Source organism: Pseudonocardia spirodelae (assembly GCF_037727765.1).
Classification (GTDB): Bacteria; Actinomycetota; Actinomycetes; order Mycobacteriales; family Pseudonocardiaceae; genus Pseudonocardia; species Pseudonocardia spirodelae.
In genome coordinates this window covers 84,181-97,696 of record NZ_JBBJUP010000022.1, presented here as the reverse complement: position 1 = coordinate 97,696, position 13,516 = coordinate 84,181, and the positions used below count along the sequence as shown (strand labels likewise).

General features: G+C 74.2%; 11 protein-coding genes, 1 tRNA gene and 1 pseudogene. 8 read left to right on the top strand and 5 right to left on the bottom strand.

The window, feature by feature from the left end; genetic code table 11:
• Positions 1-110 precede the first annotated feature (110 nt).
• From WJX68_RS22560 to WJX68_RS22525, 8 genes and pseudogenes are all read left to right on the top strand, one after another.
• Positions 111-1,085, top strand: coding sequence for an IS481 family transposase (locus WJX68_RS22560; RefSeq protein ID WP_340294400.1), 975 nt, complete (start codon positions 111-113; stop codon positions 1,083-1,085).
• A gap of 28 nt (positions 1,086-1,113) precedes the next feature.
• The gene (locus WJX68_RS22555; RefSeq protein ID WP_340294398.1) at positions 1,114-4,017 is read left to right on the top strand and encodes a helix-turn-helix transcriptional regulator; all 2,904 of its coding nucleotides are present in this window, start codon (positions 1,114-1,116) and stop codon (positions 4,015-4,017) included.
• A gap of 73 nt (positions 4,018-4,090) precedes the next feature.
• Entirely contained in the window at positions 4,091-4,864 is a 774-nt protein-coding gene (locus WJX68_RS22550; protein WP_340294396.1) for a DUF5995 family protein, read from the top strand.
• Positions 4,865-4,890: 26 nt separating this feature from the next.
• Complete coding sequence (locus WJX68_RS22545) at positions 4,891-5,616, top strand: LuxR C-terminal-related transcriptional regulator (RefSeq protein ID WP_340294394.1); 726 nt, start codon at positions 4,891-4,893, stop codon at positions 5,614-5,616.
• A 27-nt stretch (positions 5,617-5,643) separates the two neighbouring features.
• Positions 5,644-5,717 (top strand) — tRNA-Pro (locus tag WJX68_RS22540).
• Between the two features lie 546 nt (positions 5,718-6,263).
• Positions 6,264-6,554 (top strand): annotated as a pseudogene (locus WJX68_RS22535) (aldehyde dehydrogenase family protein); the annotation flags it as partial.
• 20 nt (positions 6,555-6,574) lie between these two features.
• Positions 6,575-6,967: a VOC family protein gene (locus WJX68_RS22530; protein ID WP_340294392.1), complete on the top strand. Its 393-nt coding sequence runs from the start codon at positions 6,575-6,577 to the stop codon at positions 6,965-6,967.
• A 229-nt stretch (positions 6,968-7,196) separates the two neighbouring features.
• Positions 7,197-8,069 carry a LysR family transcriptional regulator gene (locus tag WJX68_RS22525; protein ID WP_340294390.1) on the top strand — a complete coding sequence of 291 codons (873 nt, stop codon included), beginning with the start codon at positions 7,197-7,199 and terminating at the stop codon, positions 8,067-8,069.
• Between the two features lie 34 nt (positions 8,070-8,103).
• Here WJX68_RS22525 and WJX68_RS22520 read toward each other — a convergent pair whose 3' ends face one another.
• The 5 genes from WJX68_RS22520 to WJX68_RS22500 are packed head-to-tail and all read right to left on the bottom strand — an operon-like array spanning position 8,104 to position 13,430.
• Positions 8,104-8,703 carry a UbiX family flavin prenyltransferase gene (locus WJX68_RS22520; protein ID WP_340294388.1) on the bottom strand — a complete coding sequence of 200 codons (600 nt, stop codon included), beginning with the start codon at positions 8,701-8,703 and terminating at the stop codon, positions 8,104-8,106.
• On the bottom strand, positions 8,703-10,055 hold the full coding sequence (locus tag WJX68_RS22515; protein ID WP_340294386.1) for a UbiD family decarboxylase: 1,353 nt from the start codon (positions 10,053-10,055) through the stop codon (positions 8,703-8,705). Before WJX68_RS22515 ends, WJX68_RS22520 begins: the two co-directional genes overlap by 1 nt.
• Positions 10,052-10,843 carry an SDR family NAD(P)-dependent oxidoreductase gene (locus WJX68_RS22510; protein WP_340294384.1) on the bottom strand — a complete coding sequence of 264 codons (792 nt, stop codon included), beginning with the start codon at positions 10,841-10,843 and terminating at the stop codon, positions 10,052-10,054. Before WJX68_RS22510 ends, WJX68_RS22515 begins: the two co-directional genes overlap by 4 nt.
• Complete coding sequence (locus WJX68_RS22505) at positions 10,840-12,252, bottom strand: MFS transporter (RefSeq protein WP_340294382.1); 1,413 nt, start codon at positions 12,250-12,252, stop codon at positions 10,840-10,842. The genes WJX68_RS22510 and WJX68_RS22505 overlap by 4 nt, the downstream gene beginning before the upstream one ends.
• Positions 12,249-13,430 (bottom strand): cytochrome P450, encoded by a 1,182-nt coding sequence (locus tag WJX68_RS22500; RefSeq protein ID WP_340294380.1) that lies wholly within the window; start codon positions 13,428-13,430, stop codon positions 12,249-12,251. The genes WJX68_RS22505 and WJX68_RS22500 overlap by 4 nt, the downstream gene beginning before the upstream one ends.
• Positions 13,431-13,516 lie beyond the last annotated feature (86 nt).

Here is a 13,516-nt window from a genome sequence, read left to right as displayed (position 1 = left end):
TGTCGTGACCCCGGACGTTGTTGACGGCGGCGTGTCGACTTGATCAGGGAGGGCCTCCAGGGCGGGGTGGGTGTGTCTGACGCATCCACCGCGCACACCGGAGGCCCTCGATGGCGCACCGTAACGCCCGCTTGACCCCGTATGCCCGCCGGCTGCTCGTCGAGCGCTTCCTGGCCGGCTGGCCCGCAGCCCGGATCGCTGAACAACTCGGGGTCTCACGAGCCACGGTCTACAAGTGGATCCGCCGCTACCGCGCCGAGGGCTGGACCGGGCTGATGGACCGCTCCAGTCGCCCACACCGGTGCCCGACCCGCACCGACACCGAGGTCGAGAACCGGGTCCTGGAGCTGCGCCGGTCTCGTCATCGCGGGCCGGTGTTCCTGGCCGGCGAGCTCGGGCTGGTCGCCTCGACCGTCGGGCGGATCCTTCACCGCCACCAGGTGGCGCCGCTGGCGGCGACCGACCCGATCACCGGCGCTCCGGTCCGCCAACGCCGCGGTGGCCGCCGTTACCAGCGATCGCGTCCCGGCGAGCTGCTCCACATCGACGTCAAGAAGCTCGGCCGGATCCCCGACGGCGGCGGCTGGCGCCTGCACGGCCGCGACGGCGCGGCGATGGTGGCCCAGCGACACAAGAAGACCCCGACCGGCTACGACTTCCTCCACGTCGCCGTCGACGACCACTCCCGGGTTGCCTACATCGAAGCGCTACCCGACGAGCGCGAGCCGACCTGCGCCCAGTTCCTGCACCGCGCCGCGACCTGGTTCCACCACCAGGGCGTGCAGATCGAGCGGGTCCTGACCGACAACGCGATGGCCTACCGCCGCGGCCGGACCTGGGCGCAGGTGTGTGTCGGGCTCGGGATCCGGCGCCGGTTCATCCGACCCGGATGCCCCTGGCAGAACGGCAAGGTCGAGCGGCTCAACCGCACCCTGCTCACCGAGTTCGCCTACGCCCGGCCCTGGACCAGCAACACCGAACGCCGAGCCGCACTCGACGACTGGACCCGCCACTACAACACTGAACGAGCCCACTCCGCTCTCGGCGGCCGACCCCCGATCAGCCGGCTCCCGTCAACAACCTGACGGGTCACGACAACTAGCCTCCTCCGATGTGACGGGGGCGGGGACCGAGGTCTTCCACGGCCGCGTCTCGGAGCTGGAGGCGCTCCACGACGCGCTGGGCGACGCGACGACCCGCGGCGCGTCGGCGGTGCTCCTCGGCGGCGACGCCGGCGTCGGCAAGAGCCGGCTCGTCGCGGAGTTCGGCCGGGCCGCCGCCGCGGGCGGGGCCGTCGTCCTCAGCGGGCGCGCGCTGGACATCGCCGACGCGCCGCCGTTCTGGCCGGTGGTCACCGCGCTGCGCGAGCAGGCCCGCGACGGCCGCGGCGCGGTCGCCCGGATCGTCCGCGCCGCGCTGGACCGCCTCGAGCTCGCGGGGCGCGCGGCGGACGCGCCGTCGGGCCGGGTCGAGATGCTGGAGGAGCTCGCCGCGGTCGTCGACCGGGTGGCGGGGCGCGCCCCGGTCGTGCTCGTCGTCGACGACCTGCACCGCGCGGACCGCTCCACCCGCGACCTGTTCGCCTACCTGCTGGCCGTCCCGGCGACGGCGCCGGTCCTGCTCGTCGGCACCTACCGCGACGACCCGGCCGGCGGGATACCGGCCGACCTGCTCGGCCTGGCGGGGGAGCTGCGCCGCCACCGCGGGGTGCGCTTCGCCCGGATCGAGCCGCTGCCCCGCACGGAGCTGGCCGAGCTGGTCGCCCGCTGGGCGCCGGACCGCCCCGACGTCGAGGACCTGGTCTGGCGGCACTCCGGCGGGAACGTGTTCCTGGCCCGCGAGACCGTGCGCGCCGTGCTCGACGGCGACCCGCGCGGGGTCCCGCAGACCGTGCGCGAGCTGGTGCGCGCGGGGGTCGCGGCGCTGTCCCCGGCCGCCGTCGCGGTGGTGCGCGCGGTCGCGGCCGGGGTCGGGGAGGTCGAGCACGCGCTGCTGGCCGCGGTCGTCGACCTCGGCGGGGCGGAGCTGGCCGCGGCGGTGCGGGAGGCCGCGGACGCGGGCCTCGTCGTCGTCGCCGGGGCCGACGGCTACGCGCTGCGCCACGGCCTGATGGTCGAGGTCGTCGCGGCGGACCTGCTCCCGGCCGAGCGGGTCGAGCTGCACGGGCGCTACGCGGCGGCGCTGCACGGCGTCGACGGCCGGCCCGGGGCCGCGGCGCGCCTCGCGCACCACTGGCAGCTCGCCGGGCGCCCCGCCGAGGCGCTGACCGCGACGCTGGCCGCGGCCGAGGAGGCCGAGCGGCTGCGCGGCTACGCCGAGGCGCACCGGCACTGGCTGCGCGCGGCGACCCTGCCGCTGCCCGGTGCCGTCGCCGCCCGGGGCGGGTACCTGGAACGGGCCTCCGCGGCGGCCGCGCTCGCCGGGGACCACGACGCCGCCGTCGCGCTGCTGGCCGAGCGGCTCGCCGGTCCCGACGCGCCCACCGGGACGGCCCTGGCGGTGCTGCGCGCCCGGCTGGGCCGCCACCTCGGTGCCGCCGGGCAGCTCACCGAGGCCGAGGACGCGTTCCGGCGCGCGGTCGCCGCGCTGCCCGCCGACGGCGGCGAGCCGGACGAGGCCCGGGTGGAGGTGCTCGCCGGGCACGCGGCCGCCCTGCTCGACCGGGCCGACTTCACCGGCGCGCGGGCCGTGGCGACCGACGCGCTCGCGGCCGCCCGCCGCGTCGGTGAGCCGCGGGCGCTGGCCTCGGTGCTCGCGACGCTCGGCTTCGCCGCCGCCTCCGCCCGCGACGGCGCGGTCGGGCTGGAGGCGCTGACCGAGGCCGTCGCCGTCGCCGAGGCGAGCGGTGACCCGGTCACGCTGGGGGACTGCCTGGTCCGGCGCGCGGAGCTGCACTCCGGCCCGCTCAACGCCCTCGACGACGGCGTCGCCGAGGCCCGGGCGGGTGCGGAGCGGATGGCGGCACTCGGGCTGGCGCGCACCGCGTCGGTGTCGTTGCGGGTGGTCGCCGCGAACGGCCTGTTCCGCGCCGGGGCGTGGGACGACGCGGAGCGCGAGGTGGCGACGGCGCGGGCCGCGGCGCCGTCGGGAGCGCAGCTGGTGGAGCTGCGGCTGTCCCGGGCCCGGCTGCGGATGGGCCGCGGCGACCTCGACGGCTCCGACGTCGACCTCACCGCCGCCGAGCTCGTCGTCGGGTCGGCGGGGCTGCCGAAGCAGCGGCTCCCGCTGCTGATCCTGCGGGCCGGCCTCGACATGTGGCGCGGCCGGCCGGACTCGGCGTTCGCGCACGTCATGAGCGGTCTGGAGATCGTCGAGTCCGGGGTGGACGACGTCTTCGCGGTCGCGCCGCTGCTGTGGCACGGCGCCCGCGCCCACGCCCAGGCCGTCCTCGCCGGACGGGTACCGGAGGCGGGCGCCGTGCGGCGCCTGCGCCGCCACCGCCGCGAGCTCGCCGAGCGGGCGGACCGCTCCGAGCCGGCGCTGCGCGGTGTGCTGCAGAGCTACGAGGCGATGTGCGTCGCGGAGGACTCGCGGGTGACGCCGGGCGCGGACCCGGCCACCTGGCGGGGCGTCGCCGACGTCCTCGACGGGCTCGGCCAGCCCTACCCCGGGGCGTACGCGCGGCTGCGCAGCGCCGAGGCCCTGTTCGCCGGGCGGCGCGCGGCGGAGGGCACGGCGGACCTGCGCCGCGCGGCCGAGCTGGCCGCGGGACTGCGCGCCGGGCCGCTGCTCGCCGAGATCGCCGGCGTCGCCCGCCGGGCCCGGGTCGTGGTGCCCGGCCTGCCCGGTGCCGCCGCGCCGGTGCCCGCGGACGCCGGTGGGCCGCTGGCGCAGCTCACCGACCGGGAACGGGAGGTGCTCGACGTGCTGGCCGAGGGCGCCACCAACAAGGAGATCGCGACCCGGCTGTTCATCGCGCCCCGCACGGTCGGCGCCCACCTCGCCTCGATCTTCGCCAAGCTCGGGGTCGGCAACCGCACCAGCGCCGCCGCCGTGCTGCGCGAACACCGGGAGTAGGTCATTCGCCCGATGCCCCACCGGTCGCCGTCGAGCACGCTGGTCACCTGATCGAGCGAGTTCGGAGGCACCCATGACGGCGACGATCGACACCCCGGCCGACCCGGGCGCCGCCGCGGCCGGCGCGGCCCGGGTCGCGGCGATGCTGGCGACCACGCCGGAGACGATCGACGGCGTCGTCGCCCACCTCGAGGCGCTGCAGGAGATCGTCGACGACGCCTACGGCCCCCGCGACGGCGTCGGCGCGTTCAACCGTCTCTACACCCGCATCACCCGCGGCATCCGGGCCCAGCTCGACGACGACCTGTTCACCGACCGCGACTTCCTGGTCCGGTTCGACGTCGAGTTCGCCCGCCGCTACTTCCACGCGCTGCTCGCCGACGCCGGCGGTGGCACCCCGCCGCGCTCCTGGGGCGTGCTGCTCGACCGGCGCCACGACCGCCGCGTCTCCCCGCTGGAGCTCGCCGTGGTCGGGGTGAACGCGCACGTCAACTACGACCTCGCGCCCGCCGTCGTCCGCACCTGCACGGTGCTGGGGCGCAGCGGCCCGGGGCCCGCCGAGCGGGCGGACTACCGGGCCGTGAACGACGTGTTCTCCCTGCACATGGTCCGTCTCCTCGACGGCTACGACACCGCGGACCCCGGCACCGTCTCGCTGTCCGAGCAGCTGCTCGGCACTGTCGCCGACGTCCCGGTGGTCCTGGCCCGGGAGGTGGCCTGGCGGCAGGCGCTCGAGCTCTGGGAGCTGCGGTCCCGCCCGATGGCCTACGAGAACGAGGTCGCCGCGCTGGACCGGCGGACCGCGCTGCTGGGGCGCGGGCTGCTCACGCTCGGAGCACTGACGTGACACCCGCCCGTGTGGGGGTCGGGCGGGTGTCGCACCTCCCGGCGGCGGCGTTGCCGACGACCGGGACGGTGCTGATCGTCGACGACCACGAGCTCGTCGGGTCCTCACTCGCACTGGCCCTGCGCCACGAGGGGCTGCCGGCCGGGTTCCGGCCCGCGCACTCGGTCGTCGACGTGCGGCGCGCCGTGGCCTCGGTCGACCCGGGGCTGCTGGTGCTCGACCTCGACCTGGGCCGCGACGCCGACGGCCGCCGTATCGACTCCGTGCCGCTCATCCCCGCGCTGCGCGCCCAGGGCTGGCGGGTCCTCGTGCTGTCCGGCAGCTCGAACGCGGTCCGCGTCGGCGCGGCGCTGCACCACGGCGCGTTCACCTGGGTGTCGAAGACGGCGTCGATGCCCGCCCTGGTCGCCGCGATCCGGGAGGCGCTGGAGGGACGCTCGCTGCTGCCCGTGAGCCGGCGCGACGAACTGGTGGCGCGCTACCTCGAGTGGGACCGGCGCGAGCGCGGCGTGCGCGACCGGCTCGCCACCCTGACCCGCCGCGAGCGCGAGGTGCTGGACCTGCTCGCCGCGGGGGTACGTGCGCAGGCCATCGCCGAGCACTTCGTGGTGTCGCTGCCGACCGTCCGGACGCAGGTCAGGGCGGTGCTCGCGAAGCTCGACGTGGGGTCGCAGCTGGAGGCGGTCGCCATGGTGCGCAGCGTCGAGCCGGGCGACGACACCCCCGGCGGAATCGCGTACGGGGTGCGGTAAGGTTCTACACGCCCCGCGAGGGGTGGCCGGGACGTGGCGCAGCTTGGTAGCGCACTTGACTGGGGGTCAAGGGGTCGCAGGTTCAAATCCTGTCGTCCCGACGGTAGTTCGAGGGCGGTTTCACCTTATGGTGATGCCGCCCTCGTTCCATTTGACCTGCAGATATTGCCCTTGACGGAGATCTTTGACGATCGCTCTATTTGATCACGATGGTGTCTACTGTGGGCTGTAGAGGCTCGCCCGACACCCTGTCCGTACCTGAGCGCAGCGCCGGCCGGTCCGATTCGGCCGGGCCCCGTTCGGTGGGCCTCGGCGGTCGACGGTGCTCGCGCGGAGAGCAGGACAATCGAACCGCGGCGGCGTGGTCGGGCCACCCGAGCGGGACTCGCCTTCATACCGGGCGCCCCGCGTATCGTGGCCTCAGATGCGCGCGCACTGCGTCGCGCTGGTCCCCGACTCGCTCCACACCATGGCGGCGAGCTGCCGCTTGTAGTGTTCGGCGTGGGGTGTCGGATGAGCGAGAGCATGCACGAATCGCTGGGTGAGCCGCTGGTGCGGACCAGCGATGTCGACGACCTGGTGGAACGGGTCACCGAGGAGATCGGGCAGCCAGCCAACATCGCGGGGCCGCCGAGCGGCTCAATGAGGAGCTCTTCGGGCCGGTCGCGCTCGTCTTCCGCGCCCGTGAGGTCGACGACGCCATCGCCATCGCCAACGACTCGCCGTTCGGCCTCGGCGGCAGCGCATGGACCCGGGACGAGGACGAGAAGCTGCGCTTCGCCAATGAGATCGAGAGCGGCATGGTCTACATCAACAAGATCACCGAGTCGACGCCCGAGGTTCCGTTCGGCGGAGCCAAGAACTCCGGCTACGGCCGTGAGCTCGCGAGTTTCGGCCCGCAGTCCTTCGTCAACGCCAAGACGATCTGGATCCAGTGAGCATCGCGAGCTTCTCCGGCGTGGCCCACGTCGCGCTGGTCGTGCGGGACATGACGACCAGCGTGCACTTCTACGAGGACGTGCTCGGATTCGAGCGGATCGGTGAGGTCACTGAGGGGCCGCCGGCCGAAGGGCATCCCCGGCGGTTGACGCGCCATCCCGGCAGCGGACTGACGCTGGGCATCCACGAGCCTCACCGACGTAGTGGTGACCGGTTCGACCCGCAACGGACCGGGCTCGACCACGTCGCGGTGACCGTGCCGGACCGGACCACCCTCGACGCCTGGTCGACGCGGTTGGCCGAGCACGGCATCGAACATTCCCCGGTTCGCGACGCGGGCTACGCCGAGTTCGTCTCGTTCTGCGACCCGGACGGCATCGCCTGGGAGATGTGGCTGCCCACACCGGACTGACCGGCGTCGACAGCGGCTCGTCATCGGTCACCCGCGCCGCTCGTCCCGGAGGTCTCCGTCCGCGGTGACCGTGATCATCGCCGCCGGGCTCGCGGCGAGGTCTCGGCTGTCGCGCCGGGCGTGTGTCGGCCGGGTCGCGCCCGTCGGTTGTGGCCGGCAGACGGGCGTCCGATCAGTTGTCGCCCCGCTACCATCTTGATAGTCTGAATCGGATGGTATGAGGTGATCTATGGAGCTGCATCAACTTCGCTACTTCGTTGCCGTCGCGGACGAGGGCAGCTTCACTGCCGCAGCCTTGCGTCTCTACCTGTCTCAGCCGTCACTGTCGGTGCAGATCCGCAAGCTTGAGCAGGACGTCGGGGCGCGGCTCTTCGAGCGCACCAGTCGGCAGGTCGTGCTCACCGCGGCCGGGTCCGCGCTGCTCGAGCACGCTCAGCTCGCTCTTGATCAGCTTGACCGCGGTCGGCAGCGGGTGGCCGAGGTCAGCGGGCTGCGCGAGGGTGAGGTGCGGGTGGGCGTGTTGCCCAGTATCGGCGCCCGCATGTTGCCGGAGGTGCTGGCCGAGTTCCGGCGCGCGCACCCACGGGTCGACGTGCGGATCGTCGAGCACGACGTCTCGCGGGAGTTCGAGCAGCTCGTGCGTTCCGGGGAACTGGATCTGGCGATCACCCGGATGCCAGTGGCCCTGAGCGGGCTGCACACGGACGTGCTGGTCCGCGAGCCGGTGCTGCTGCTGGTTCCGGACGGGCACCGGCTGGCCGGGCTCGAGGAGGCCGCCCTCCACGAGCTGGCCGGCGAGGAGATCGTCGGGATGCGTGCGGGCTACGGGCTGCGCGACCTCGCCGACCAGCTGCTGGCCGAGGCCGGCGTCCGACCACGGCTGGTGTTGGAAACCGGGCAGCTGGCGATCGTGCACGGCATGGTGGCGGCGGGAATGGGGGTCGCACTGCTGCCGAGGCTGGCCGCGGGCGACGGGCTCACCGTCCCCGTTGCCGACCGCGGCGCAGTCCGCGAGCTGGGCGTGGTCTCCCGGGCCAGCGCGCACGTGTCGCCGCCGGTCGAGGCCTTCCGCCGGTTGCTGCTGAGCACGGTGCGCGGGTGAGCGCGGCGGGCGCCGTGCGCCGGAGCAACCGGGCCTACAACCGGTGCACGACGGCGTCGTCCCCGGCGCCGCGCTCACCGGTCCAGCGGGCGACCGCGTCGGTGTCCACGTCGAGCAGGTCGAGGGCCCGGCCGGTGGTGTGCTCGACGATGTCGGCGACGCTGCCCGGGCGCGCGTAGAACGCAGGCACCGGCGGCATCACCACCGCGCCGGACGCGGTGACCTCGGACATCAGCCGCAGGTGGCCGGCGTGCAGCGGGGTCTCCCGCAGCAGCAGCACCAGGCGTCGGCGTTCCTTGAGCACGACGTCCGCGGCCCGTACCACGAGCGACTCGTCATAGCTGGAGGCGATCCCGGACAGCGTCTTCACGCTGCACGGCGCCACCAGCATCCCGGCCGTCCGGAACGAGCCGGAGGAGATCGGTGCGCCCAGGTCGCCGTCGGAGTGCACGACGTCGGCGAGGGCGCGGACGTCGGCGACGCTGCGGTCGGTCTCGTAGGCGATGGTCGCCCGCGCCGCCTTCGTCAGCACCAGATGCGTCTCGACGTCGGGCACCTCGCGGAGCAGCTCGAGCGCGCGGATCCCGTACGTCGCCCCGGACGCCCCGGTGAGCGCGACGATGATGCGTCGCATCAGAGGTTCCCCAGTTCCGCGAGGTGGCGCTCGAGTGCGGAGGGGTCGGCCGGGACCACCGCCATCTGCCGGTAGCGGCCCCGGTCGGCGGCCGGGACGGTCGCGTCGAGGCCCAGCTTCGCGGTGAGCCCGTGCTCGGCCGAGGGATCCAGGCTGCTGCCCTTCGCGTTCGGCACCACCAGCAGGTCCCGGTCGGGTTGCGTCCGGGTGGCCACCGCCCAGGCGACCTGCTCGTCGTCGGCGATGTCCACGTCGTCGTCGACGACGGTGACCTGTTTGATCGTCGCCGCGGTCAGGAACAGCGTCATCATCGCCGTGGTCGGCGCCCCGGGAGCCGGGTCGCGCAGCGCGACGACCGCGGTGAGCCGGCAGGACCCGGACTCGGGCAGCCGCAGCGCCGCCACGTCGAGTCCGGCCCGGCGCAGGGCCCGCAGGCAGGCCGCCTCGCGCGGGACGCCGCCCGCGTAGAAGTGCTCGCGGCCGCCGGAGAGGATCGTCTGGAACATCGGGGTGTCTCGGTGCCAGCCCTCCAGTAGCTCGATCACCGGGGCGGGGCCGCCGGGACCGTAGGTGCGCGGGTACTCCCCGAACGGCCCCTCGGCCTCGCGCCGCCCGGCCCGGAAGCGGCCCTCCAGTACGAACTCGGCCCGGGCCGGCACCAGCGCGTCCACCGTCGGGGCGGCGACGAGCTCGACCGGCGCGGCCAGCGCGTTGGCCACCGCGTAGTCGTCGAGCTCGCGGTCGGCGGGGGACTGGCTGGCCAGCACGAGCGCCGGGTGCACCCCGACCACCAGCGCGACGTCGAGGTCGCGCCCCGCCGTCTCGGCCTCGGTGAAGATCCTCCGCAGGCGCCCGGGCAGCAGCAGCGCCCGCAGCTCCCGCTCGCCCGCGGCCAGCAGCCGGTTGATCGACAGGTTCATCTGTCCGGTCGACGGGTCGCGGACCGCCAGGAGCGCCGAGGTCAGGTACATGCCGCCGTCCTCGGAGTGCTGACGGGTCAGCGGCAGCGCCGACAGCAGCCGGTCGCCGGCCATCCGGTTGGCCAGCACCGGAGCCGTGGAGGCCGCCACCTGCGGGCAGCACACCGGAGCGTCCAGGGCGGCGGCGAACCGGTCGGCGACCCCGGCCGGTTCGCAGCCCAGTGCCAGACCGAGGTGTGTCCGAGCCGGCACGGTGTTGCCCACCAGCGGGAACTCCGAGCCGACGACGTGAGCGAAGTGCACGGCGCGTCGCCCGTCGACGCGCGTCAGTACCGCTGCGACGTCCTGGTCCGGGTCGATCGGGGACGTCAGCCGGGCGAGCTCGCCGCGACTCTCGAGCACCTCGAGCCAGGAACGCAGGTCGGGGTTCACGTGAACACCCCGCCGCCGTCGACCACGACCGTCTGGCCGGTGACGAACCCGGCCGACGGCGAGGCCAACCACAGCACGGCGCCGACCAGGTCGTCCGGAGTCATCTCGCGGCCGAGCGCGCGCCCCTTCGCCGCCGCGGCGATGTAGTCGCCGGTGTTGAGCGTACGGCTGGCGTCGTCGCTGACCAGTCCGGGCGCGACGGCGTTGACGGTGATCGCGTCAGGACCGAGCTCGCGGGCCGCGGCCCGGGTGAGCCCGTCCACGGCCGCTTTGGACGCCACGTAGTGCGCGAACCCGGGCGCGCCCATCCGCGCCACGGTGGACGAGATGTTGACGATCCGTCCGCCGCCGCGGGCGCGCATCGCCGGGGTCACCGCCTTGATCGCCTGCCAGGTGCCGCGCACGTTGACCGTCAGCACCCGGTCCCAGGACTCGTTGGTGAGCTCGGTCAGGTGCGACTTGGTGCCCAGTCCCTGGTAGACGGCGGCGTTGTTGACCAGCGCGTCGATCCCGCCGAACTCGGTATCCGCAGTCGCGACGACGGTCTGCCAGTCGGCGTCGGACGTGACGTCGGCCGTCACGAACACGACCCGTCCCCCTCCGGCGGAGCCCACCTTGTCGGCCAGGGTGCTACCCGCGTCGGCGGCCGCGGCGACATCGGTGGCCACGACGTTCGCGCCCGCCGCGGCGAACGCGGCGACGTAGTCGCCGCCGATCCCGCCGCCAGCGCCGGTCACCAGGACGGTGCGGCCTACGTGCTCGCCGACGCTCTGCTCGTTCGTGCTCATCGCAATCCTCCCGGGAGGGCCTCCGGCCGGTCGGCCGCGGCGGTGGGTGACGGTGCCGGAGCGGCGTCCGACGGGTCCTCGCGGTCGAGCGCGCCACGTGTCTCCGGGGCGAACGCCGCACCGAGCAGGAACAGCGCGACGACCGCGGCCAGGAACACGGCCAGCCGGCCTGGGATGTCGGGCACGGTCGGGCTGGCCAGGCTGACGAACGTGGTGGTCAGCCCGCCGACGGCGAACCCGCCGTTCCAGATCAGCGCGGTCGCGGTGGCGCGCAACCGGGTCGGGAACAGCTCGTTGAGGAAGATCGGCACCGCCGCGATGGGGGCGTTGGCCAGCACCGTGATCAGTAGGCCGTAGCCGAGCAGCGCCCCGGTGTCGTCCGGGCCCAGTCCGCCCATGGCCAGCGCGAGCAGCGGCAGGGCCACCAGGTTCACGACGCCGGTGACCAGGAACACCGGGCGGCGGCCGAACCGTTCGGAGGCGTGTCCGGCCAGCAACGCGATCGGCAGGATGGCCAGGCTGGTCCACACCAGCAGCAGCCCGCGCGCGCCCGTCGGCAGCTGGTTGATCTTGTCGAGGAACGTGGGCAGGTAGCCCGAGGTGAGGTAGTACTGCGCGCCGGCGCCGATCACCAGCGCGGCGGCCGCGACCAACGTCCGCGGACGCACCGCGGTCAGCAGGTCCCGCCCCCGGGCCGGCTGCTCCGGCGCCGTACCGGCCGCCCGCGCCCGCGCGGCGGCGGCCCACACCGGGGACTCCTCGAGCAACCGGAAGAACGCGAGGCTCGCCAGCGAGGCCAGCAGCCCGGTGAAGAACATGACCCGCCAGCCCCACTCGTCGAACGCGGGTCCGGGGAACATCGCGGACACGGCCAGGAACACCAGGGACGCGATCACGGCGCCCAGCCCGGGCCCGCCGCCGGCGACCAGCCCGGAGACCAGACCGCGCCAGCGTTGGGGCACCGTCTCGGTGCCCATGGTGTGGGTCGAGGCGACGACGCCGCCGACGAACAGTCCCTGCACCAGGCGCAGCGCAACGAACACCACCGGTGCAGCGACACCGATCGTGGCGTAGGTCGGCAGCGCGCCCATCACGGCGGTGGCCAGACCGACGCCGCCCACGGTGACCAGCATGGTCTGCTTGCGGCCGTGCCGGTCGGCGTAGCGGCCGAACACCGCCCCACCCAGCGGGCGCATCACGAGGCTCACCCCGAACGAGGCGAACGTGGCCGCGAGCGTGAGCGTGGGGCTGTCGGTGGGGAAGAACAGCGGACCCACCGTGGAGGCCACGTAGAGCAGGATGAACAGGTCGAACAGGTCGAACGCGAAGCCCACCGTGGACGCGGTGCCCGCGGTGACCATCTGGCGGGTCGTCGGCGCGGGGGTCGGGCCGGGCACGGCGGCGCTCACCAGGTCACCGGCAGCCGCCGGACGCCGAGGTGGCGCCCTCCGCCCTCGAGCGGGTCGGTCCGCTCGACGTCGCCGTCCACCCGGAACCCGGGGATGCGCTCCAGCACGGCCTGGACCGCCGCGCGGATCTCGAGCTTGGCCAGGGCCATCCCGGGGCACGTGTGGATCCCGGCGCCGAATGCGAGGTGCCGGTTCGGTCGCCGGTCGATGACGACCTCGTCGGCGCGGTCGAACACCTCCGGATCGCGGTTGGCCGAGGCGAACAGGAGCAGCACCCGCTCGCCCGCCTTCATCCGCTGACCGTGCAGGCAGGTGTCGGCGGTGAGCTGCCGCGGGAACCAGTGCAGCGGGGTCTCGTAGCGCAGGATCTCGTCGATCATGGACGGGACCAGCTTGGGCTCGTCGATCAGGCGTTGCTGCACGTCCGGGTGCTCGGCCAGGTACCGGAGGGTGTTGCTCAGTCCGAGGGCCGTGGAGTCGTGCCCGGCGTAGGTCAGGATGAACATCATGTTGGCGAGCTCGTCGTCGGTCGCCCCGAGCTCCCGGTTGGCCTCGACCAGCCCGGTGAGGAAGTCCCCGCGCGGGTTGTCGCGGCGGTCGGCGAACAACGCGACCCAGTAGCGGCACACCCGCTCGATGATCTCCCGGCCGCGCGGGCCGGACGCGTGGGCCAGGAACTCCTCGGAGTAGCCGCGGATCTGCTCGGTGTGCTCCGGACCCAGGTCGTAGAGCCGGGTGATGACGTCCAGCGGGAGAGGCGTGGCGAGCTCGGAGACGAGCTCGGCACGACCCCGTCCGGCGAGACCGTCGACGAGGCGGTCGGCGATGGCGCGTACCTCGGGCTCCATCGCCTTCGCCGCGGCGCCGCTGGTCAGCGGCGCGATCAGCTCACGGAACCCGGCGTGCTCCGGCGGGTCGTGGTCGATCGGGGGAAAACGGCTGTCGGACACCGGCGGCACGTACACGCCGCCGGTCGAGGAGTAGGTCGCGTGGTCCGTGGCGACGTCGCGGACGTCGGCGTACCGGGAGATCGACCAGTAGCCGCCGTGGCGCTCGCCGTGGGCGACCGGGCACCGCTCACGCAGCTCCGCGTAGGTCGCGTAGGCACGCTCGGGGGACAGGCCGGGATCGTGCGGATCGAACTGCGGGAGGGTCCCGCTCAGTCTGCTCTCGGGCACCGTTGCCTCTTCTCGACGCTCGTTGCTCCACCCGCAAGGCGGAGTGCTCCGAGTCTGCGAGGCGGACCGCTGCCCCGACGATGCGC